Here is a 22,042-nt window from a genome sequence, read left to right as displayed (position 1 = left end):
GAAAAGCAAATTTGGAGCCCCATTTAAGTAAACACTAAGCGTTACTTTTACCAAATTACGTAACAAATAAAGGAAAATTTCATGTCACAACAAGAAACTCATGGTTTTCAAACAGAAGTCAAACAGCTGTTGCATTTGATGATCCACTCTTTGTATTCCAACAAAGAAATTTTCTTGCGTGAACTGGTCTCCAACGCTGCGGATGCAGCGGACAAGCTGCGTTATCTGGCGTTGACCAATGACGCTCTGTATGAAGGCGACGGTGAACTGCGAGTCCGTATCAGTGCTGATAAAGAAAAAGGCACTGTGACCATCGAAGACAACGGCGTGGGTATGACCCGTGACGGCGTGATTGAGCATTTAGGCACAATTGCTAAGTCGGGCACCGCTGATTTCTTTAAGAATCTATCGGGCGAATCTTCAAAGGATTCACAGTTAATTGGCCAGTTCGGTGTCGGTTTCTATTCAGCCTTTATCGTGGCCAAGAAAGTCACGGTTCGCACTCGCGCTGCCGGTCATAAGGCCGATGAAGCCGTATTGTGGGAATCAGAAGGCGAGGGTAACTTCACCGTTGATACCATCACTAAGGCGAGCCGCGGTACTGAAATCACCCTGCACCTGCGTGATGAAGAAAAAGAATTTGCCGATGATTGGCGCCTACGTTCAATCATTACTAAGTACTCAGATCATATCTCTGTGCCAGTCGAAATGTGGCAAGAGGGTACGCCAGAGCGTGATGGTCCAGATGGCGAAAAAATTCCTGCGACCGAAGGTCAATGGAAAGTCATGAACAAAGCGACTGCTTTGTGGATGCGCAGCAAAGCTGACATCAGTGACGAAGAGTATCAAGAGTTTTACAAACACATTTCCCACGATTACACCGACGCACTACTGTGGAGCCATAATCGGGTAGAAGGTAAGCAAGAATACACTAACCTATTGTATATTCCTGCAAAAGCACCTTGGGATATGTGGAACCGCGACCGTAAGCACGGCCTTAAACTGTTTGTGCAACGTGTGTTCATCATGGATGATGCTGAGCAGTTTATGCCATCTTATCTGCGCTTCGTGCAGGGCTTAATTGACTCAAACGATCTGCCGCTGAACGTATCCCGCGAAATTCTGCAGGATAACCACGTGACCAAAGCGATGCGTACTGGTATCACCAAACGTGTGCTTGGCATGCTGGAAAAACTGGCGAAAGACGATGCGGAAAAATATCAACAGTTCTGGGCTGAATTTGGTCAAGTGCTGAAAGAAGGGCCAGCGGAAGATTTCGCCAACCGTGAACGTATCGCTGGCTTATTACGTTTTGCCTCGACCCATACGGGCAGTGCTGCGCCGACTGTGTCACTCGATGACTACATCAGCCGCATGAAAGAAGGCCAAACTAAGATTTATTACATCGTTGCCGACAGCCATGAAGCCGCCGCTAACAGCCCACATTTAGAGTTGTTACGTAAGAAAGGCATCGAAGTCTTACTGATGTCAGAGCGTATCGACGAGTGGCTAATCAACCACTTAACTGAGTACAAAGAGAAACAACTGCACTCAGTGACCCGTGGTGATTTAGAACTTGGCGAGCTGGAAGATGCCTCTGAAAAAGAAGCGCAAGAAAAGCTTGAGCAAGAATCGGTAGCTTTAGTTGAACGCATTAAAGCGGCATTAGGCTCGACGGTTGCGGATGTGAAAGTCACGTCACGCTTAACCGATACTCCAGCTTGTGTCGTTGCGGGTGAAGGCGAAATGTCGACTCAGATGATCAAGTTGATGCAAGCTGCCGGTCAACCTGTGCCAGAAGTGAAGCCGACATTTGAGATCAATCCCGCGCACCCATTAGTGTCGCGCTTAAATGATCTTCAAGATGAAGCCGCCTTCGCGGATTGGTCGAATCTGCTGCTGCAACAGGCGCAATTGTCTGAAAAAGGTAGCCTTGCGGATCCATCGGCCTTTATCAAGCTGATGAACCAAATGTTACTGGCTAACATGAAGTAAATGACTATCGGGGCCTTTCTTTGAACGGCCCCGATATTGTTTCTAGTGCAGGAAGAGTGGTTTGAGCCTAGCCTGTCACTCAATTCAAATACAAGCGGTTAAGACAACGATTTTAAAATAGCGCGTTAACACTCAGTGCTAGCGCTTCGTTTTAAAAGAATAAGGCCTCCCATGATTGAGGCCTTAAACGTTAAGGGAATACTATGGACAATATCCTCAGCCTGACTAAAGACAATATTCAGCAAGTCGTTGACGCCTCGATGCAGCAGATAGTGGTGTTAGCATTTTGGGCACAGCCGCAGGAACAAAGTGTGGCTATGCTACGCACCTTAGAGCACATTGCCGCGCAAAATGCGGGTCGATTCGTGCTCGCTACAGTCGACTGTGAAGCAGAGTTAGAAATCGCCAATTACTTTCGCATTCAAAGTCTGCCGACCACGTTAGTCTTGGATAAAGGTCAGCCTGTCGATGGTTTTGCGGGGGTGCAAGACGCGGCGCAAGTCACAGCTATGCTGGATAAACATTTGCCGCCTATGTGGCAGTTACAGTTAGCACAGGCCAAAGCATTGCTCGCGCTTAGCCAAGTGAGCGCAGAGGATCTTGCCACTGCGGCCGTGTTGCTTAAAGACGCGCATGCAGGCTCAAATCAAGCGGGTGAGGTGAGTTTAGTGCTCGCCGATGTGTATCTGATGCAGGGCGAATTAGTGTTAGCGCAAACCATGCTTGAGAAAGTCGGGCTTGCCGACCAAGACGGTTACTACCAGAGTTTAAAAGCTAAGCTCGCACTTGCCTTAGATGCGGCGGATACCCCTGAAATTCGCGATTTGCAGCAAAAGTTTGAGCAAAACCCAACAGATTTAGTGTTATTACTCGAACTGAGTAAGGCATTGCACGCCGCCCACCGCGATGATGAAGCACTAGAACTGTTATTCGGTGTGCTCAGTAAAGATTTAGGTGCTGAAAATGGCGCGGTAAAACAAGTGTTTATGGAAGTATTAACGGCACTTGGCCAAGGCAATCCCTTAGCCAATCAATACCGCCGTAAGCTCTATACCTTGCTCTATTAATGATAAAAATACCTCAGAAACCGCAGTTTATTTGCGGTTTCTGAGGCTAAAGTCGAAGCTAAAACCCTTCTCAATGGCGGCCAGATGTGCGAAGATCGCCGCCCTAAGAAGAATATCAATGCGAAAAGAGGACTCTTGAGATGCGCATTATCCTATTGGGCGCCCCAGGTGCCGGTAAAGGTACCCAGGCCCAGTTCATTATGGAACAGTATGGTATCCCACAAATTTCCACTGGTGATATGTTACGTGCCGCGGTAAAAGCGGGTACGCCACTGGGTTTGGAAGCAAAGAAAGTGATGGATGCTGGTCAGCTGGTTTCTGATGATCTGATCATCGGTCTGGTTAAAGAGCGTATCGCACAGGAAGACTGTGTTAAAGGTTTCTTGTTAGACGGTTTCCCACGTACTATTCCACAAGCGGATGCGATGGCGGCAAACGGTATTAGCATTGATCACGTGATTGAAATCGACGTGCCAGACGAAGAAATCGTTAAGCGCATGAGCGGTCGCCGTGTTCACCCAGGTTCTGGCCGCGTTTACCATGTGGTTTTCAATCCACCTAAAGTGGAAGGTAAAGACGACGTAACTGGCGAAGATTTAGCTATTCGTCCAGATGACGAAGAAAGCACAGTGCGTAAACGCCTCGCGATTTACCACGAGCAAACTAAGCCGCTGGTTGAATACTACGGTAAAGTGGCTGCAGCAGGCCAAACTCAATACAACAAATTTGACGGCACTCAATCGGTTGCGGCTGTGAGTGAGCAGCTTGCCAGCGTGTTGAAATAACCGAAAAAGCTAAATTTACGAGAACGAGTTCTCATATTAGAAAAAAGCCTGCCGATGCAGGCTTTTTTTATGGGTATCGCAATGTTAGCCTCCAAGTGAACTCCATTAACCATGAGCCTAACGTTGAATCCTTCCCCTGCTTTTGGTGTGCTATTGGTTAACCTCGGCACGCCTGATGAACCTAGCCCTAAGGCTGTAAAACGATTTCTAAGGCAGTTTTTAAGTGATCCGCGTGTCGTCGATTTATCGCCGTGGATTTGGCAACCGCTGCTGAACGGCATTATCCTCAACACCCGTCCGGCGAAAGTCGCTAAACTCTACCAAAGCGTGTGGACGCCAGAAGGCTCGCCCTTGATGGTGATAAGTGCACGCCAAGCACAAAAGCTGGCGGTGGACTTAAGCGCCACGTTTAACCAGACTATTCCGGTTGAACTGGGTATGAGTTACGGCGATCCCTCCATCGATGCGGGATTTGAACGCCTGAAAGACCAAGGGGCAGAGCGCATTATTGTGCTGCCTTTGTATCCCCAATATTCCTGCTCGACGGTGGCAAGTGTGTTCGATGCCGTTGCCAGTTATCTTAAAACCGTGCGTGACATCCCTCAGGTTCGCTTTAATAAAGACTATTTTGACCATGATGCTTATATAGCGGCGCTGGCGCATTCAGTGACACGTCACTGGAAAACCCATGGGCAGGCCGATAAGTTGCTCTTGTCATTTCACGGTATTCCGCTGCGTTATGTGAAAGAGGGCGATCCATACCGCGAGCAGTGTTTTGTCACGGCGAAACTGTTAGCGCAAAAACTTGAGCTTAGCGAGTCGCAATGGCAAGTGTGTTTCCAATCGCGCTTTGGCCGCGAAGAGTGGCTTACGCCTTACGCTGATGAATTATTGGCCGAGTTACCTGCACAAGGAATCAAAAGTGTCGATGTGATTTGCCCTGCGTTTGCGACAGACTGCCTCGAAACCTTAGAAGAAATCTCCATCGGCGCTAAGGAAACCTTTTTACATGCAGGTGGCAGCGACTATCGGTTTATCCCTTGTTTGAACGACGATGAGTTACACATTGAATTATTACGGCAATTAATCCAAGAACAAGCGGTATCTTGGGCCCATACCCAAGCCACCTGAAGAGTCGAGTTTCAGAGCGCCTAGGGTGATTCAATTCAAGGCGCATCAATGACAGAATGTCGGCCACCTTTTGAATTGATGCAACACGGAAGTGAAGTGCCCTAGGCGCTCCGTCCCGGCGGCTGATGTTATTCACGGGGTAATGCACTTTATACTGTGTTGACTATTTTTAACTTAGCCCACTAGGTCTGCAAATAGCCGCAATCGCCATGGATGGCGTGAATGCCATTTATGCAGGAGCAATAAATGGCCTTGTCTGAACCATTCCGTTAAATTCCCGCTGAATCCTACATCTTCAGGTTGTTTGGGTATTGGAGCACTGGCTTCGAACTGATTTTGTGATAGAATCTGCGCCCTTCCGGCTAAGGGGTGGTTTTTTTGTCTCGCTAGCCTAGACTCAATATTTTTAGGATGCTGCTTGGCTTGACAGCCTCGGCAGACGCCAATTAGCATGGATGCCAGGAAAAGAGAGCCACTATGAAGTTTCCCGGTCAGCGTAAATCAAAACATTATTTTCCGGTTAAAACCCGAGATCCGCTGCTTGAACAGCTGACTCAACAGCCTCAGCCGTTTGCGACCTATATCAGTGGTATTGATCAAACCTTAGTGGATATCGAAGCGAAAGTGGAGGACGAATTGCTGAGCCGTTATGGCTTACCAAAAGGTAATTCGACCCTGATCAATGATGAACAGGCCCACAGACTCTACACTGAGTTAAAAATTCATGGCTTGATTAGCGATGAATTTGCTGGTGGCACTATTGGCAACACAGTGCATAATTATTCTATTCTGGCCGATGACCGTTCAGTGTTATTCGGGGTGATGAGTCAGAATATCGAAGTAGGCAGTTACGCCTATCGCTATTTATGTAATACCTCTTCTAAAGTCGACCTTAACTTTCTACAGCCTGTAGATGGCCCTATCGGTCGCTGTTTTACCTTGATTTCTGAGTGTGGCGAGCGGACATTTGCGATTAGCAAAGGCTCGATGGATAAACTCACGCCTGAATATATTGATAAAGATGTAATACAGGGCAGCTCTGCCTTAGTGCTGACCGCATATTTAATGCGCGCCAGCGATGGCGACCGTATTACCGATGCGGCCATGTGCGCCATAGAATACGCCAAAGCCGCCGAGGTGCCTGTAGTATTGACCTTAGGCACGCGTTTTTTGATTGAAGAAGACCCACTATGGTGGCAAAACTTCATCAAAGAACATGTCACCATTTTGGCGATGAATGAAGATGAAGGTGAAGCCTTAACCGGTTCACGGGATCCTCTGCTTGCCAGTGAAAAAGCCTTGGAATGGTGTGACATGGTATTAACCACAGCGGGTCCTATCGGGCTTTATACTGCGGGTTATACTGAAGATTCTGAAAAGCGCGAAACCGTACATACCCTGTTGCCGGGCGCGATCCCAGAATTTAACCGTTATGAGTTCTCCCGTCCAAAGCTTAAGAATGACTGTGAAACACCAATCAAAGTGTTTGCCCACATTTCACCTTATATGGGCGGTCCAGAAAAAATTGGGAATACTAATGGGGCAGGTGATGGCGCGTTATCGGCGTTATTGCACGATCTGGCGGCTAATACTTTTCACAAGACTAACGTGCCAGGTTCGAGCAAACATAAGCGCGATGGCCTGTGTTATTCCTCGTTTTCCCAAGTGTGTAAGTACGCTAACCGCGTCGCCTATGAAGTCTTAGCCCAGCATAGCCCGCGTTTATCCCGTGGTTTACCTGAGCGCGAAGACAGCTTAGAAGAATCCTACTGGGAAAGATAAGCCAGTACCTGTATTGGTATTAAGCTGACTGATTTACGCTAGGGCAATAACGGCAAACCGTTGTTGCCCTTATTTTTATGGCGTTTATCAACAATCAATCGGCCAAGCGCTAATTTTAACTACAGGCAGTTGCGAATAAATGTTAACGTTAGTCGGGTTCAGATAGTCCAAATACAGCGATTATTTAAGGTGGAATTTTCGGTGAAAGCGCAAATCTTAAGAGAAATGAAGGTACTCACGGCCATAGAGCCTGAGTTCGAAGTGCAACGTCGGGTCGCGTTTATTAAAACCAAACTAAAAGAAGCGCGCAGTAAGGCATTGGTATTAGGGATCAGCGGTGGGGTGGATTCTTCTACCGCTGGGCGTTTGTGTCAGTTGGCGGTGGACAGTTTAAACCACGAGAATAGCCAAGGCGGTTACCAGTTTATCGCAGTGCGCTTACCCTATCAGATCCAAAAAGATGAGCATGAGGCGCAATTAGCCTGTCAGTTTATTCAACCTTCTAAATTGGTCACAGTGAATGTACATCAAGGTGTTGATGGCGTACACAGCGCTACTGTTGCCGCGTTAGCCGAAGCTGGATTGCCTTTACCCGATGTGGCGAAAGTAGATTTTGTGAAGGGTAACGTTAAAGCCCGTATGCGGATGATCGCTCAATACGAACTCGCCGGACTCGTAGGTGGACTCGTCGTGGGGACAGATCACAGCGCCGAAAACATCACAGGTTTTTACACTAAGTGGGGCGATGGCGCCTGCGATTTAGCGCCGTTATTTGGTCTTAACAAGCGCCAAGTTCGTCAACTTGCCGCGTATCTTGGTGCGCCAGAGTCTTTAGTGCATAAAGCGCCAACTGCGGATCTAGAAGACAATAAACCGCTACTCGAAGATGAAGTCGCACTTGGGCTAACCTATGCGCAAATCGATGATTTCCTTGAGGGTAAAGATGTCGGCAAGGCAGTTGAAGACAAATTGATTGGTATTTATAAGGCAACGCAGCATAAACGTCAGCCTATCCCAACGATCTACGACTAACGCTGAATCGTCCTCGAATAAGCACTCGTTTGAACTCAGTTCGCGAGTGCTTTTTTATGTCTTTTTTACCTAGTTGCTGAGCTAGTGGCAGCCTTTACAGCTGTTGGCGTCGCTGTAACGAGGAGACTGGCAGCGATTATTCATTAAAGCTGGCTATCCTGCAGGGGCATCTCACTGGGGGATGTTGCAGAGGAATGTTGCTGAGACCTGTGACAGTGGCATCTGGTCGCAACATTTAGCCACGGCATCTTGTTGTAGGGATTATGGCACGACTAAGTGTTGCCGTGTCAGGGCGATCAGTTGATTTGGATACTGGCGATAATCCAAATAGGGCGTGAGTAAACAATGCTGCCCCAGCGAAGATGGAAGCGTCATCGCGGTTATGGATTTATTTTGGGCGGTTAAATGCTGTGCATGGATTTCGTTTGCAGAGATGGTGAACCCTAAACACTTTGCAGCCACTTGCCCCGCGACAAGATGGATCTTCGCGTTTGCCATCAATTCAGTGCCGCCTATGCAGAGCAGTTCATTTTGCTTGAGTAACACTTGGTCACGATAGCTGCGCCAATCTTTTCCAACCGCGCTGATTTTTGCCATAATAGTGAAGATCTTACGCCAATGATTGCCATTTAGAGCAATGAGTGCCCCGACTGCGTTTGGCTGAGTGTAATGCCAGCCGTCAGGTATCAGCGGCGCGGTAGGAAGATAGTAGGCGAACCTAGCGTGTGGATTACCGATAATCATCGAGAGCGTATAAGTTTCATTGGAATAAGACTGCTTTGGATCCTAACCCGATTAAGGTCTATGCGGCTAATAAAATTGTGGGCTTATGGCAGTGGATATTATTGTGGTAAAAAGTTTGAAGGATGTTTTTTTCTAACCGTATAATTGGCTTGCTCATTTTATCTTATTGTTATATAGGAACAGCCATGAAGGCCATCATCATAGGTTCGACAAAACACCTATTCTTAGCCGCAGTGTATGCGAGTATTGGCATAGCGTTGGCGTTACTCGCAACGGGGATTTATTTTCTCAATGCGCGTCCAGAATTGTCACTTTGGCATACGGTCGAGCTAGAAAATGAGTTTCATTACAATACTAAACTCGCTAATTTTAATGAGTACTTAGCGCTAGAAGAGCGCCTATTCGCCGAAGTTGAGCGCAAAGTCGTCCAAAAGATTCCCGCCAATGAGTTTTCTCCAGTTAACCGCTATGTCAAAAATAGCTTATCCGATCCTGCCCATTGGGCACAAAATTGGAATCGCAGTTATGAATGGCCCGTAGTCGACGCCGAGTTTGGAGTATTGCTGCTCCATGGCATGTCAGACTCGCCCTATGCCTTATCCAATGTGGCAGCGCATTTTAAAGGTAAAGCCCATGTGCTGGGTTTAAGACTACCAGGACATGGCACCATTCCGAGTGGCTTGACTGAGGTTTATTGGCAAGATCTCGCCGCCGCAGTGAACTTAGCCACAGCGCATATGCGGCAATCTCTGAAGGGTAAACCGCTATTTGTTGTAGGCTTTTCGACCGGTGCCGCCGTAGCGCTTAACCATGAATTAGAACGTATCAGTCAAGATAAGAACCCAGATTATGCTGGGATGATTTTTATCTCTCCCGCCATAGGGTTAGCGCCATTAGCGGCGGCCGCGCGCTGGCAGAGTTGGATAGGCCGATTGCTAGAACTGGATAAACTGCAGTGGAACAGCATTCAAGTGGAGTACGATCCCTTTAAATACACTTCTTTTGCGGTCAATGCGGGCGATGTGGTGTATCAATTAGCGCTACGTAACCAAGGTTTATTGGCTGGATTAACTTTGCCGCAAAGGGCGCAAGTTCCGTCGATACTTACTTTTCAGTCGGTCGTGGATGCAACCGTTTCAACTTCGGCTGTGGTGAATCATCTGTATCAAACATTGCCTGAAAATGGCCACGAACTCGTGCTGTTCGACATGAACCGACTCGATGTGAATGCCAAAATGGTGTCCAATGATCCACTCGTAGGCTTGTTGGCGAGTATCAATAGTCCTGCGCTGCATTATCGTGGCACTGTGGTGGAAAATATCAGTCATGAAACCACGCAAGTTCAAGCGCGCAGCTTTGGTTTAGCTGCGCAGGGTAAAGTGGTCACAGAAGGCAATGAACAAGTGCGTGCATTAGATCTGTATTGGCCCGCTGGCGTGTATTCCTTGTCCCATGTTGCGCTCCCCTTTGGTGTGGATGATGGCCTCTATGGCGCGGTTATTCAGCCTGATTTACATCGGATCCAAATTGGAGCCTCAGCTTCGCGGGGGGAGCGCGGTTTATATAGCGTGTCGGCATCGGAAATGTTGCGCCAGAAATGGAATCCCTTTTTCCCATATCTACTCGAGCGCATGGATGAGTATCGACTCGCGCATATGCACTAGGATTTTGTGCTTGATTAACCGCTCAGCTGTCATAACGCCTGAGCTTTCAATGATGATCACGCTATGTAAATGTGCGCTCAGAATCAAGCAGAGCCGTGCAGCTTAGCCCGCTAGAATCCAGTACAATCCTGCGTAATCCAATAGTGATTGAACGCCGCTCAGTTAATCTGACCTAAACCTTCTTTACCTTTGAACGACTGCCTCTTCAACTGCTTTCTCCTAAACAAGCGCCAGTTAAACAATTAGGCTGCAAACAACCCGATCACGCCCCTGTTCCTTTGCAAGATACAAGTTATTGTCGGCTTGCTTAAGCCAGTGCTCTAAAGAGTCGCTATAGGTGGCATTGGCAATCACAGCGCCAATACTCGCCGTGACATTGAAGCTTCGATTATCTTGCGGATTGATTATCACAGTATCAGCGAGTTGCTGTTTAAATTCATTAAGATGTGCTTCGACTTTCAGGGCATTACACATAGGCAAAATCAGTAGAAACTCTTCGCCGCCGTAGCGCGAGATTAAATCAATATCCCGTTTGAAGAGTGACGTTAAGAGTTTAGCAACCACTTTTAAACACTCGTCGCCGCCCAAATGACCATAAGTATCATTGATTTGTTTGAAGTGGTCCAAGTCCATTATGGCAAGTGTCATGGCATCTTGACCCCGTTCGCACATCTGTTGGATGAGCGGGAATTGGTGTTCGGTATAGCGGCGATTATAGAGATTCGTCAGCGGATCGCGCTCGGCTAAATCCTTTAATTTCACATTAGCGGCCTCTAAATCTTGGGTGCGCTGCTGTACTTTTTGTTCAAGTTCTTGTTGGTGTTCGAGTAAGGTTTGCTGGTTTGAGGCTAAACTTTCATACAAGCTATAGATCTCTTTAGGGGTACTTTTATTGAGTAGATCATGCTCAAACTTCTCGTCACTGACTTTTTCTTGCTTAGCGGGACCGAAATGCTGCGCTAAAAGCGACAGAGGTTCGGTCAGTAACTTACTGATTGCTTTAGTAATAAAAAAGGCACCGACTAAGGAGCAAAACAGCAAAATTACCGTGTTGACATATTGGCGTTCAGCCAGTTTTAAAAGTGGCACAAAAGGTTCTAAAACATAGAGTTGCCAACCATTGCTTAACTTATGCTGGGCATAGATGTACTCAGGGGTATTTGAATCTAAGTTATGCAGGTTCATCAGTTGAAGCCGGGCGCGATATATCTCACTGCCTTTGCTGAATGACAAGGGGGTGAGCGGTGCGAGTCCTAATCCTTCGGAAGCATAAATCAGATTGTTATTCTCATCGGTCAGTAAAATAGATTGCTGCTCATGGTGCAGGTTTTGTTTATCTATGCTGGCAAAATAGCGTAAATCTAAGCTGCCTTCGACTATCCCTCTGGCTTGATTGGGAGCATTTGGACTAAAAATAGGGGCACTGATGGCAACGATTACGTCATTACCAAAACCTCTGCCGATAAATGCGGGTGATACAAAGGTTTTATGGTTATAAAACGCTTGGATAAAGTATTCCCTATCCATCACAGAAGGGATTTCTGCTAGGCGATCTAAGTTCACAATATTGGCCATTGGACTGGCAGCGAGCAAATTGCCTTGCTCATTCGCAATCAGCATAGTTTTAAAGCCTTGATTACTATCGTGTATGCTCGACAGTAATGCCTGCCACTCATTGATGCCAGCGTTCGACAGACTCAAAAACTTGGCCGTGCTAGCGATGACTTGCGTGTTGTAAGCGAGGTAGTTGTCGGTTGCATGGCTCAAATGAGTTGCCGTATCGTCCAGATTGCGATTAATCATCACTTGTTGTTTATCAATAAAAAAGTGATTAAAAGCTAAGGATGAGACCAATAAGCTCACAGTAATAATTAAGGTAAACAAGTAACTGAGCTGCGAGCTAAAAGTACGGCGATTAAGATTGGTCAGCTTGCCTTTAAAATGCCATAGGCTTGGAATAGCAACCACACAGAGTTCACCAATTGCAGCGTAAATCATGCCATTAACGGCTTGTTTGATCGCGGTAAAAGGAATGTGGCTGGCGGGCATTTTAGCAATGACTGCCACATAAATGGCTAACAGCGGGATCCCCAATAATACCCAATAACTCACACTGGCATAGAGTATTTGAATATCTCGGCGCCTTGCAAAACCAAGCCATAATGCTTCGAGTAAAAACAGTAAATACACGTGGGGGCTCGACCACACGATCATGAGCCCCGTTGCGGTAAATAGGGCGGTGATCAACGCATACCAAGGTCCTAAGAGTATTGCCACTATCACCACGGCCACGTTGCCGAGAATCAATTGCACATTAGCGAATAGAGGGATGGGAAAAAGATTCAGAACTAAGCCGAATACCCCCAGAATAATGGCCAGTCTGAGATGGGTGGTTTGGAAGGCGGGTAAATACAAAGAAAAGTCCCTTTAGAAAATGGCTTGTGTTAACTGTCTGTGATTATGGCACAAATAAACCCAACGCCTCTATCCCAGAGCTTCAATTGAAGCCCCCAATATAAAGCCATAACAGAAATGAATTGTAGAAACTGATTATGTGAACGGATTAAAGAAACAAATTATTGGGACTAATTATAGAAAGGAATAGTGCCACTGCTTTATCTAGGTAAACATAGGGGGAATTCTGGTCAGTAACAGACTGATGATTAGCAGAGTCAATGGATGAAGCCATTTCCGAACGGTTATCGCCGAAAATTGTGTCATTCAGAACATAAACTAAGCAGTTGTTCAAAGAGATCTCATGAAGCCCTTGCGCAGTTGCAAGGCAATTGCTACAGTTCTGGCTCGCTTAAGATAAACCCCATAAACAGTATCTTAGGTGATGAGTGATTGGATAAGTTAGGTTGAAATAGCCACTAAGTTATAACGGACTAAATCAGCACTGATAATACATTCACTTAAAAAATTTCGGTATGTAGCGCAGCCCGGTAGCGCACTGTCATGGGGTGTCAGGGGTCAGGAGTTCGAATCTCCTCATACCGACCACATTCTCTAGGAAAGTCAGTTATTTGAAATATAGTAACTGGCTTATTCTATATACAATCCTCGTGCATGTACACACCTCTCTTGTACACGCTTACACGCTAATTATTAAGCCGTCCTTGGCTTGTCAATCGTGATTACGTTTCATACTTTGAAGTTAGCAAGGCATACCCCTTATAGGTTTCACGTAGAAGCGCCTAACCGCATGACTTTACCATCGTATCCATTGACTCAAATTGAGCTACGGCCTCAATCGAACTTAAGCGGACCAAGCTGTGATACCTGCATTGTGCTTTGAGCATGTCCGAATAAGCCTCTAAGAAGCTTTCAATACGCCCAACGAAGTAACCTAGGCGATATGAGTATGCTTCCTCAGGTGTCTTGAATGTATGCTGTGTTTCTTTCCCGTCAATGCGGTTGGATACTGAATAAGGTTTAGTCCTTTGATTACCTGTTAGTTGTGACACACCCGCTAGGCCTGTAGTGTTTCGTGATGTACAACCCAGCTTAGCCAATAAAATATTTACCTCAGGTGGTAACAGCGTGCAATCATTTGATGAGTACATTAGTCCATTTTGGCAATTCAAGTCTTTATCCAACTCTAACTTACCTTGGTATCCAGTTGCGCGAATACGCTCTGAGGTGACCTCATACCAGCTTTTGAAGTTAGAATAGGTTAACCATTGCTTGCACACTATCGCGCCTGAATTGAGCTTATAGCAGCGTTTAAGCATATTGGACCATGCTTTATAGGTTGAGTTCTTTGTTGATTCTTTGACATCATTAATCCCAATTCCATACACCTTACGCATGGCGGCTCGCCTCTCGCTTTAATCTTTCCCTGATTACACGCTTATGGTGGTTTACCTTCGACCTAGCACATTCACATTGTTTACACTTTGAACGCCTAGTATGCTTCCCATTGATAAAGCCGTTAGTGTAGAACTCTGAGCTAGGTAATTCTTTATTGCATCCGTTACATTGTAATTCCATGGGTTGTCTCCTTTAGATGAGGCCCTCCGAGGTTGAAGGGCGTATTACGTATTAGTCTTTGCTTATATAGAAAGCATTGGAGGCTGTCCGATTATTGAAGCCAGTAACACTATTTGAGGGGGTTTGGTTAGGTGAATTGGCAAGTCTCTTAGCCTCTCCAGTTGTCATCTGGACACCATTAATAACGACCATATCGCCTGAGTAAGTGGTAGTGTTTATTGATTGGCAGGCTTCTCTAGCGGCCTTAGCTGCCTCAATACGCGCATCAATGACGCTCTTAACTGCTGATAATTCTTCACCTTCTAGTTTGAGCTCTAATCGTAGGAGCTCCAAATCAGTCATTTGGACGTACTGAGCATGACGGGCCGCCCTTTGCCCTAAGAGCTCTTTAACGTAGCTCTGGTTGGCTCCTAGGGCGTTTGGTTTGCAATTGAATGTCTTTATGTTCTCAAGGGTTTCCCGTAAGCTGTCTAAGTTACCTTCAATCAACTTAATCGCACTTTCTAGGTATTCGCTATTGAGGGCCATACCATACCGTGAGTTCCTCATAAAGCTCTCTAAACACTCAGAAATGTCAGTTATTGGGTTGTTTAAATAGTCTTGAGTTAAGTCATATTCAGCCGTGTAGCGGTTTACATAATAATCTTCATAAGTAGAAGGAATTATATTTTCAACATTAGTCAGGGCTAGCGCTTGCTCCTCGGTGATCGCTGGTAATAGTTTCTCATTAAGCAGTAATCTAACTGTTTCGTTTTTGCCCTCAGAAAATGCTGATAAGACCTTAGCCAGCTCTTTGTTAGTCATAGTCGGGCAGGTGGTTTCTTTCGTGGTTGATTTAGTCATTGATATATCTCCTCAGGATTATGTTAGGCGCTCTGTAAGGCCATTACAGAGGCTATTAAGTTAATTTGATGTAGGTTTATTCTGGGGTGTATTTAGTTCCGTCTAAGGCTATCCAAGGGGCATTGGTGTGGTTTCCAGTTGCCCTAACAATGGTCCAGTGATCGCCCGTGATTAAGGTAAAGCATGTGCCGTCTTGCTTACCCGATAAATGGGATTTATTTAAAGTAGCATTCGGGTTTGTTAAGTCTTCCAAGCTAATAACTGGTGGTAACTTGAAAGTGCTGATAGGTGTTACAACGACCTTGTTTCGGCTGCGATTAGAATCTCCGATAGTTGACATAATGATTTTCTCCTTATTTGGGGTAGCTAAAATTAGCCCTCGATAGGGGCTGGTTGATTTCTAAGTTAGGTTGGTAAGTTGGTACTGGGGTTAGCGGGTAGCTCAAAAGGTAGGCCCATTCATTAGGCCGAGTTAATATAAGTTAAGTTGAGTCAGAGGTTAATAGGCTAAGAAGGCCCAATAGGTTGCTTTTACCTAACTTCTTTATATCTTTAAAATCTCTTACTAGTTGCCTCTTAAGGTCTTAATCTTTTAAGAAGATAATAAGAAATTAAACTAGGAGCCTTCTATTACCTTCTTTAGGCCTTTATCAAAGACTTTGTGTGTGTAACTTGAAGATAATCTCAGCGCCAACCCTAAGGCCATAGGTGGGCGAAATACTGACCTTCCACCAGCCAATCACTTCATCTAATTAAGTTGCTCACTACGGCCTTGATAGTGATTAATTAAATTACTGGGATTGACTGGTTTGCAATTGAATGCAGGAAGATAAGTATTGATTACCCTGAGGAGGCAATCTTAACGGTGATTTAAGGTGTGTGTTTGGGTGGCTAGATGGCTAGTATTCTATTCGATAGTGGTACTAGTTGTTTTTGTCAATAAAACCAATGCCTTAGGTCAGCGTTAATAATTGCGGACTTTTATTAACAAATACGTGTCAAGTAATTTCTATAATTATTTTCTAAGTGGCTTGATATAAAAACTTGTACTTAGGCTTTCTGTGTTATATGATTTATAATGGGATTTTATATCATTCCTTCAATAGTGGTGCTAATTAGCCCCTAACTACGTAGCTGGATTTAACTAAGTAATTGATAAATAAGGAAATACCCTAGTGAATCCCGACAGTTTAGTATCGGGGCTGACTTTAATCGTTGAGTGTATTAGTAGGTTTTCTAGGCCTCGGATTGCTTCTTTACCCGTTGAACCGTTGATACAGAACAACCTAATAGTTCTGCGGTTTTCCTGATACTCATGGTCTGCAATTGGGTAATGATGGCCTCATGTAACTGAGCATCCTTATTCTGTCCACCCCAAGTCTTACCCTCTGCCTTAGCCTTTGCTATCCCTTGGGCCTGTCTAGCCCTTCTAGTCTCATAATCGTCTCTAGCCATACCAGCGGCTAGGTCTAGCATAAAAGCCGTTAGAGCGCGTTGTATGAAGCCTGAGTTACTATCAGTTGTGGTTAGGGCTGAGTGTGTCTGAGGTTGGTCAACGATAACGATGATTAGCCCCTTAGCGGCTATCTTGGCTTTAAGTGATTGCCATAACTCCCAAGGTAAACGACTCAGTCTGTCCATCTTCTCAATCAATAATATGTCGCCCTCTGAGGTTTCCTCAATAAGCCTGTTAAGCTCTGGACGGTCTGAGCTAGTACCTGATACGTTTTCTTGATAAAAGGTCGTAACGGCCATCCCATGGGCTTTGGTGAATGCCATCAACTCAGGTTTAGCCCGACTGCTATCTTGCTCGCTGGTGGACGCCCTGAGGTAAGCTCGAATGATAAGCTTAGGTGTATTCAGCATGTGGTATCGGTCGTTATCTGATTCAGGTGTATTCATTTGGTATCGTAAGCCTAGGTAATTGGGTAAGTAACGCTGTTATCATTGAAGTATACTTGCTGAATACGCTTGGTCAAGTAGATATTCTTATTCTGTTATGAGTTAGGGATGAGGTAACAAGTGATGCTATTCACATTTTCAATACTAAAGAGTGAGGGGCTAATAAAACTGGCAAGCCGCTAATAATTGGTTTGAATAGCCTTGAGAGGGCAGTAAGCCCCCCTATGGGGGAAACTAGACAAGTCAACTCATGCACTAGTTGCCGTACATTTTTCCCTCATTTTTTGAAATTCCAATATCAACGGCTTAGTGAACCGATTGCAATTACTCTAATAAACAAACTAAATCACTCGCCTTGATGTGGGTATATCTCGCTAACATACTTATATCTCTATGTCCTGAAATCGCCTGAAGTTGAAGTGTATTGAGCTTACGATTTGCATAACGGGTAATGGCCGTGTGCCTCAATGAATGAAAACACAGTGCCTTAGGTAGTTTTAAACGGTCACAGGAGCGCCTAAATGCTTGGCTAACTGTATAGGGCTTGCTTTTGAATAGATAACCATCCTGAACTAATGAAGCAGCCTGCTTGAGTACAGCTAAGGCTCGACTGTTTAAGGGAACATCCCTGTCAAAACCGTTTTTAGTATCGGTCAGTCTCAAGGTCTTTGATTGCCAGTTAATACATTCAGTGGTTATGCTTAGGCACTCGCTGCGCCTCATAGCTGTTTCATAACTTAAGACCACCAGAGGGGCAATCTTAGGCGCTATATCATTAAGTATCATCTGGTATTGAATAGGGTCGATTACGAGTTCTCTAGGCTTGCCAGCTCTAGGTAATTTGTATCCTTCAAGGATATTAGGTAGATGGTTAAATTTGAGTATACGGCTGAGTAATTGAAGCTCTAAGCGGATTGTGGAATCGCTAACTAAGGTCTGCCTTTCTTGTGTATAGGCCGCAATGTGTTTAAGCGTTATCTCCTTCGCTTGGAGTGGAAGCCCCTTGATTAAGTTAGTCGCCCTGTAAGTGGTTGCCTCTGTGCCTCCTCGACCTTTTAGTGTATTTAAATATAAGTTTGAACAATGCGCTAGTGAGCCTGCGATCAAGCTATGGCCTTCTACTTGGCTTACCCAAGCCTCAGCTTCAGCTTTTGTTCTAAAGGTCTTGGTGATTGCCTTTTGACCTTTTGGGCGAATCATTGCGTTGATATTTCCACTTGGTAATAGTCGATAAGTTGCCATGTACATATCCTTAGTGTGTACACAGACTTTCCTTTTATCTTGCAAATACTTAGGCCTTAGCGTAGGCTAAGTAGCTGTATTCATGGGGTGTCAGGGGTCGGAGGTTCGAATCCTCTCATACCGACCAAATTCCTCTTTTTATAAGAGTTAAAAAGCCTGCAAACTTAATAGTTTGCAGGTTTTTTTATTTTTATGCGATTTTAAAGTTCTTTTTAAGCATGCCAAAAGACTTAGGTATATGCATGGTAAAGTGTCCTAGCTTGAATCATGAAAAACATAACAAATAGGGGCAGGCTGCGCGTAGCTACGGCTTTATTCAGATGTTGAATCATCCCGAGGTTTGATTGATAGGGGTGGGGTAATGGATAAGTTGTATAGTTAAATAGAAATTTGCTGAAAGCTTTGGGTAGTGCTTAGAAGATTCAGGAGTGGCATTTATTGGGAGTAAAAAATTAGTTGGACACATTTTTTGTTCCCATCTTATGGTTGAATAAACTGCATTAAAAAACCAAAATACCACGCCAACAATGAAGCCCAAGTATAACCCCAAACTGCCATCAATAGAGCTGCGGAAGCCAATCTTGGATGAAAAGCACTGGCGATAACCGGTGCTGATGCAGCACCACCAATATTACATTGGCTCGCGATTGCTAAGTACATAATAGGTAAGCGGAGAAGTACAGTAAAAGTAAATAAGATGACTATGTGTATGGCGAACCATATAAGACCAATACAGACATAATAGGGTGCGACACTTAGAGCGCTAATATCAAAGTTTAATCCCATTAGCATTATCATTATATAGATAATAAAAAGAGCTATATGCCGAGTTTCTTTGACTAAGACATGCCTTGCATTTGTCAGTGAAAATGATAACCCTAAAAAAGTAACAATTAGTACAGACCAAAAAAAATCAGAGGTGAGATTATATTTAAACAAGTATGGGAAGCTGTTAGCGATGCTGTTAGCAAGGAAAGACGATAAATTTTCACTAAAAAAAATCACAGTTAAAAAAGTACAGCTCAATATCATTATCCAATAATAAGTTGTTTGCTTATCTAATGGCTTACTCTTGATGTTATTAGGAAATATTGGTTTATAGGCTTTATTTGCTTTTAGGTATTCATCGATTTTATCTTGGCGTTCAGCAATGAAAAGTAATATGACCATCCATAAGCTTGAGAAAAGAATATTAATTGCCATCATTACTGCAAATACGGCATCACCAACATCGTGGATTTCTTTTATTGCCAATTGATTTGCGGTTCCTCCAAGCCAGTTTGCCATCAGTGTTGACATGCCTTTCCATGCCGCGTTGTCTCCCTGCCAAACGAGTTCGTATGGGAAAAATATAGAACCTAACCATAGGCTTAATGGGCCGCCAATACAGATGCTGACAGCACCTAGTACATACATGCCGAGAAGTTTTTTTCCTACTAAACTTAGAGCAAAAAAATCAGTTCCTAAAATTAACAAAAATAAACAACCGGGCATTAAATGTGTTTTTGCCATTTCGCTAAGCTGACTATTACTCGCATCTATAAAATGTAGCGAACTAAAAATGGCAGGTAGGGCATAACACATTAGCATTAAAGGAAAAATTCGATAAAAATTTTTAAAAAATTTTATTGAGGATGTATGCGTGTAAAATAAACCGCATAGTAAAAATCCTAAAAAAAGTCCTATTTCAAGATCTGAAGAAATCACTTTAATTCACCGTGGGAGAGTTGTTTGCATGTGCTATTTTACAGTAGCTTGCTAAAGGCTAAGAAGTTCATGCTTAATGCAGATAATTCTTCCCCTTCACGCTGAATTGACCAATAATTTCTTTTGTAATCCCATCCATCAATCGGTAACAAGATAAGGTCTTTTCGTGCTAATTCGGCATCAATTGCTAGCAGAGGTAGCACGCTCAAGCCTATACCCGTTCCAATTGCTCTTTTAATTGCACCAATTGTTGACATGCATATTTCATCGCGAACATGAATATTTAAGCTTTTCAATAATTGAATGGCACGAATTCGAGAGAGTGATGCTTCATGGTCGAATATCCATAATTGTTCACTAAGCCAAGATTTTGTATTTAAACCATGCGCAGCAGGATGAGTTACACCACTCACAATGCAAAGATTATCCTGTAACCAATGCTCACAAATGAGATTTTTACTCGCGGGTTTAGCATCAATAAAGCCTAAGTCTAGTTCTCTTTCTGAAACCATTTTTTCAATCACTAAACTATTATCAATAACTAGTTTAATCTTTACGTCGGGATATTGGTTCTTAAATAATGGGATTTTTCTAGATAATACATAGTTACCAGCAGTCTTACTACTCCCGATAGTTAATGTCCCTTTAATACCATGCTCAGGGAATGAAAATATATTTTCTAATTCTTTTCCTTTAGATAGCATTTCATTAGCATAAGGTAATATTATTTCCCCGTGCGCATTAACCACTAAACCACCTGAGATGCGCTCAAATAATCTACAGCCTAAAGAACTCTCTAATTCTTTAAGCGCCATACTTACTGCCGGTGTTGACATATGAAGTACTTTTGCTGCTTTTGAGATCTGTCTCTCAGAATGTATGGCTTTAAAGATCATCAATTGCCTTAATGTTATCCGCATCATATGCTCCGCGAGGGGGAAGTCAGTTTACAAGCAGTATAATAGTTTGAATTGATGAATAATTAACATGATGAATGTCTAATTTTCATAAGGCGGCCAAAATGGCCGCTTTCTTTGGATAGGTTAAAATAGATATTTTGTGGATACAGACATTAGAGTGTCATCAAACTTAGTATGCCCTTTTGCATCCGTGTAATAACCATCAAAATAGGATATACCTACTCCAAAAGTTAAATCCTTCTGAGCCTTGAAATCTACACCTAGAGAATATTGATTAGCATCACTCTCTTTTAGTGTTTTTAGATCTGCTCCAGCATTTTTTGTGATTTTACCAAGCCCTGCATCATCTTTTAAATATTGAAGCTTTATATCATATTTATCAATAGGAACGTTCAAACTTAATAGATAGGAATTCCCTTTAATATTATCATAAAGACTAGACTCTGAATGCTGGTACATGGCTCCCAATTTTACTGATGAAATAGCAACACCACCAACCAGTCTTGTTGCCTCTAGCTGATTTAAACCATCTGCATAGGCTATTGAGATGTAATGATTATTACTTTTAAGTGATGCGTCGCCGAGGGATAAGCTAACTGCATAATTGTTCTGTTTGTCAGATAGTTCAGGATTCTTTTTATTGAAATCCTTATCAAAAACATAACTAACACCCATAGTCATACCTGCAACTTTGGCACTTTTTAATGTTACCGAATCACCAAGTCTATCGTTGCCTGCAATGAGCATATTCATATCGCTTGAGGTAATGTTAAATAAATCCACTTTCCCTTCAGCACTTTTAAAAACGGTATCATTTCTTCCGAAAACAGCCGAACCATAGCTAGTTTTAAAACCTAAGTAAGAGTTTCTAGGTTTAAAAATGTTAGAGTCATCATTGTCAAAACTTTCTATCCCTGCTTCAAATTTATATAACAGGCTAAAATTCTCATACACACCATACTCACCTTTAACACCTAAATATGATGCATAGTTTTCAAGGGAAACCCCATCAACTTTTTCATTACCAGAAAGACCGTTGTTCGAGTTCGCAACACCAAGCCATAGTCTTCCATAGAAATCTAGTGGCTCAGATAAAACCTGATTTGAACAAATTAAAATAAGACCAAAACCAATATATTTAGCTGTTTTCATTAACATCACCTTTTTAGAATGTAAAAGCAATGTCATGTTAAAGATTTAATGGGACACGTCTCCGCTTTGGATCACATCCAGTC

17 protein-coding genes and 1 tRNA gene are annotated in these 22,042 nt (G+C 43.8%); 8 read left to right on the top strand and 10 right to left on the bottom strand.

The window, feature by feature from the left end; all coding sequences use genetic code 11:
• Window positions 1-81: 81 nt before the first annotated feature.
• The 6 genes from htpG to nadE all read left to right on the top strand — a co-directional run bounded on the left by htpG (window position 82) and on the right by nadE (window position 7,792).
• A complete protein-coding gene (htpG, locus tag MO387_RS08350) occupies window positions 82-1,995 on the top strand; it encodes a molecular chaperone HtpG (protein ID WP_107947962.1) in 1,914 nt (637 codons plus the stop codon).
• A 203-nt stretch (window positions 1,996-2,198) separates the two neighbouring features.
• Window positions 2,199-3,062 (top strand): tetratricopeptide repeat protein, encoded by an 864-nt coding sequence (locus MO387_RS08345; protein ID WP_107947960.1) that lies wholly within the window; start codon window positions 2,199-2,201, stop codon window positions 3,060-3,062.
• A gap of 140 nt (window positions 3,063-3,202) precedes the next feature.
• Window positions 3,203-3,847 (top strand): adenylate kinase, encoded by a 645-nt coding sequence (gene adk, locus MO387_RS08340; RefSeq protein WP_006082054.1) that lies wholly within the window; start codon window positions 3,203-3,205, stop codon window positions 3,845-3,847.
• 111 nt (window positions 3,848-3,958) lie between these two features.
• Window positions 3,959-4,978: a ferrochelatase gene (gene hemH, locus MO387_RS08335; protein WP_107947958.1), complete on the top strand. Its 1,020-nt coding sequence runs from the start codon at window positions 3,959-3,961 to the stop codon at window positions 4,976-4,978.
• Window positions 4,979-5,455: 477 nt separating this feature from the next.
• A complete protein-coding gene (locus MO387_RS08330; protein ID WP_107947956.1) occupies window positions 5,456-6,760 on the top strand; it encodes an inosine/guanosine kinase in 1,305 nt (434 codons plus the stop codon).
• Window positions 6,761-6,961: 201 nt separating this feature from the next.
• Window positions 6,962-7,792, top strand: coding sequence for an ammonia-dependent NAD(+) synthetase (gene nadE / locus MO387_RS08325; RefSeq protein ID WP_006086216.1), 831 nt, complete (start codon window positions 6,962-6,964; stop codon window positions 7,790-7,792).
• Between the two features lie 261 nt (window positions 7,793-8,053).
• Here nadE and MO387_RS08320 read toward each other — a convergent pair whose 3' ends face one another.
• Window positions 8,054-8,536 carry a hypothetical protein gene (locus MO387_RS08320; protein ID WP_107947954.1) on the bottom strand — a complete coding sequence of 161 codons (483 nt, stop codon included), beginning with the start codon at window positions 8,534-8,536 and terminating at the stop codon, window positions 8,054-8,056.
• 185 nt (window positions 8,537-8,721) lie between these two features.
• On the opposite strand from MO387_RS08320, the gene MO387_RS08315 reads away from it, so the two are divergent.
• Window positions 8,722-10,200, top strand: coding sequence for an alpha/beta fold hydrolase (locus MO387_RS08315; protein ID WP_107947952.1), 1,479 nt, complete (start codon window positions 8,722-8,724; stop codon window positions 10,198-10,200).
• Between the two features lie 234 nt (window positions 10,201-10,434).
• Here MO387_RS08315 and MO387_RS08310 read toward each other — a convergent pair whose 3' ends face one another.
• Window positions 10,435-12,615 carry a diguanylate cyclase gene (locus tag MO387_RS08310; protein ID WP_107947950.1) on the bottom strand — a complete coding sequence of 727 codons (2,181 nt, stop codon included), beginning with the start codon at window positions 12,613-12,615 and terminating at the stop codon, window positions 10,435-10,437.
• A gap of 511 nt (window positions 12,616-13,126) precedes the next feature.
• Here MO387_RS08310 and MO387_RS08305 point away from each other — a divergent pair.
• Window positions 13,127-13,203, top strand: a tRNA-Pro gene (locus MO387_RS08305).
• Between the two features lie 194 nt (window positions 13,204-13,397).
• Here the strand turns inward: MO387_RS08305 and MO387_RS08300 are convergent.
• The 8 genes from MO387_RS08300 to MO387_RS08265 all read right to left on the bottom strand — a co-directional run bounded on the left by MO387_RS08300 (window position 13,398) and on the right by MO387_RS08265 (window position 21,959).
• Window positions 13,398-14,012 (bottom strand): hypothetical protein, encoded by a 615-nt coding sequence (locus MO387_RS08300; protein WP_076499589.1) that lies wholly within the window; start codon window positions 14,010-14,012, stop codon window positions 13,398-13,400.
• Window positions 14,013-14,244: 232 nt separating this feature from the next.
• A complete protein-coding gene (locus MO387_RS08295; protein WP_107947948.1) occupies window positions 14,245-15,036 on the bottom strand; it encodes a hypothetical protein in 792 nt (263 codons plus the stop codon).
• 76 nt (window positions 15,037-15,112) lie between these two features.
• Window positions 15,113-15,376, bottom strand: coding sequence for a hypothetical protein (locus MO387_RS08290; protein WP_107947946.1), 264 nt, complete (start codon window positions 15,374-15,376; stop codon window positions 15,113-15,115).
• Between the two features lie 896 nt (window positions 15,377-16,272).
• Window positions 16,273-16,938: a recombinase family protein gene (locus tag MO387_RS08285; RefSeq protein WP_199908728.1), complete on the bottom strand. Its 666-nt coding sequence runs from the start codon at window positions 16,936-16,938 to the stop codon at window positions 16,273-16,275.
• A 324-nt stretch (window positions 16,939-17,262) separates the two neighbouring features.
• The gene (locus MO387_RS08280) at window positions 17,263-18,180 is read right to left on the bottom strand and encodes a site-specific integrase (protein WP_076499596.1); all 918 of its coding nucleotides are present in this window, start codon (window positions 18,178-18,180) and stop codon (window positions 17,263-17,265) included.
• A gap of 480 nt (window positions 18,181-18,660) precedes the next feature.
• Window positions 18,661-19,887: a DUF819 family protein gene (locus MO387_RS08275; RefSeq protein WP_107947944.1), complete on the bottom strand. Its 1,227-nt coding sequence runs from the start codon at window positions 19,885-19,887 to the stop codon at window positions 18,661-18,663.
• A gap of 38 nt (window positions 19,888-19,925) precedes the next feature.
• Window positions 19,926-20,783, bottom strand: a complete 858-nt coding sequence (locus MO387_RS08270; protein ID WP_234420949.1) for a LysR family transcriptional regulator — start codon at window positions 20,781-20,783, stop codon at window positions 19,926-19,928.
• Between the two features lie 147 nt (window positions 20,784-20,930).
• Entirely contained in the window at window positions 20,931-21,959 is a 1,029-nt protein-coding gene (locus MO387_RS08265; RefSeq protein ID WP_107947939.1) for a porin, read from the bottom strand.
• Window positions 21,960-22,042: the final 83 nt, after the last annotated feature.

Origin of the sequence: Shewanella sp. N2AIL (assembly GCF_022690845.1) — a bacterium.
Lineage (GTDB): Bacteria > Pseudomonadota > Gammaproteobacteria > Enterobacterales > Shewanellaceae > Shewanella > Shewanella baltica.
This window is presented reverse-complemented; position numbering and strand designations above follow the sequence as displayed.

Coding starts and splice junctions, on each gene's coding strand:
- MO387_RS08320 (WP_107947954.1), bottom strand. CDS start 8,536: ATGATTATCGGTAATCCACACGCTAGGTTCGCCTACTATCTTCCTACC.
- MO387_RS08330 (WP_107947956.1), top strand. CDS start 5,456: ATGAAGTTTCCCGGTCAGCGTAAATCAAAACATTATTTTCCGGTTAAA.
- htpG (WP_107947962.1), top strand. CDS start 82: ATGTCACAACAAGAAACTCATGGTTTTCAAACAGAAGTCAAACAGCTG.
- MO387_RS08315 (WP_107947952.1), top strand. CDS start 8,722: ATGAAGGCCATCATCATAGGTTCGACAAAACACCTATTCTTAGCCGCA.
- MO387_RS08270 (WP_234420949.1), bottom strand. CDS start 20,783: ATGATCTTTAAAGCCATACATTCTGAGAGACAGATCTCAAAAGCAGCA.
- MO387_RS08265 (WP_107947939.1), bottom strand. CDS start 21,959: ATGAAAACAGCTAAATATATTGGTTTTGGTCTTATTTTAATTTGTTCA.
- MO387_RS08285 (WP_199908728.1), bottom strand. CDS start 16,938: ATGAATACACCTGAATCAGATAACGACCGATACCACATGCTGAATACA.
- hemH (WP_107947958.1), top strand. CDS start 3,959: ATGAGCCTAACGTTGAATCCTTCCCCTGCTTTTGGTGTGCTATTGGTT.
- MO387_RS08300 (WP_076499589.1), bottom strand. CDS start 14,012: ATGCGTAAGGTGTATGGAATTGGGATTAATGATGTCAAAGAATCAACA.
- MO387_RS08295 (WP_107947948.1), bottom strand. CDS start 15,036: ATGACTAAATCAACCACGAAAGAAACCACCTGCCCGACTATGACTAAC.
- adk (WP_006082054.1), top strand. CDS start 3,203: ATGCGCATTATCCTATTGGGCGCCCCAGGTGCCGGTAAAGGTACCCAG.
- MO387_RS08280 (WP_076499596.1), bottom strand. CDS start 18,180: ATGGCAACTTATCGACTATTACCAAGTGGAAATATCAACGCAATGATT.
- MO387_RS08345 (WP_107947960.1), top strand. CDS start 2,199: ATGGACAATATCCTCAGCCTGACTAAAGACAATATTCAGCAAGTCGTT.
- MO387_RS08290 (WP_107947946.1), bottom strand. CDS start 15,376: ATGTCAACTATCGGAGATTCTAATCGCAGCCGAAACAAGGTCGTTGTA.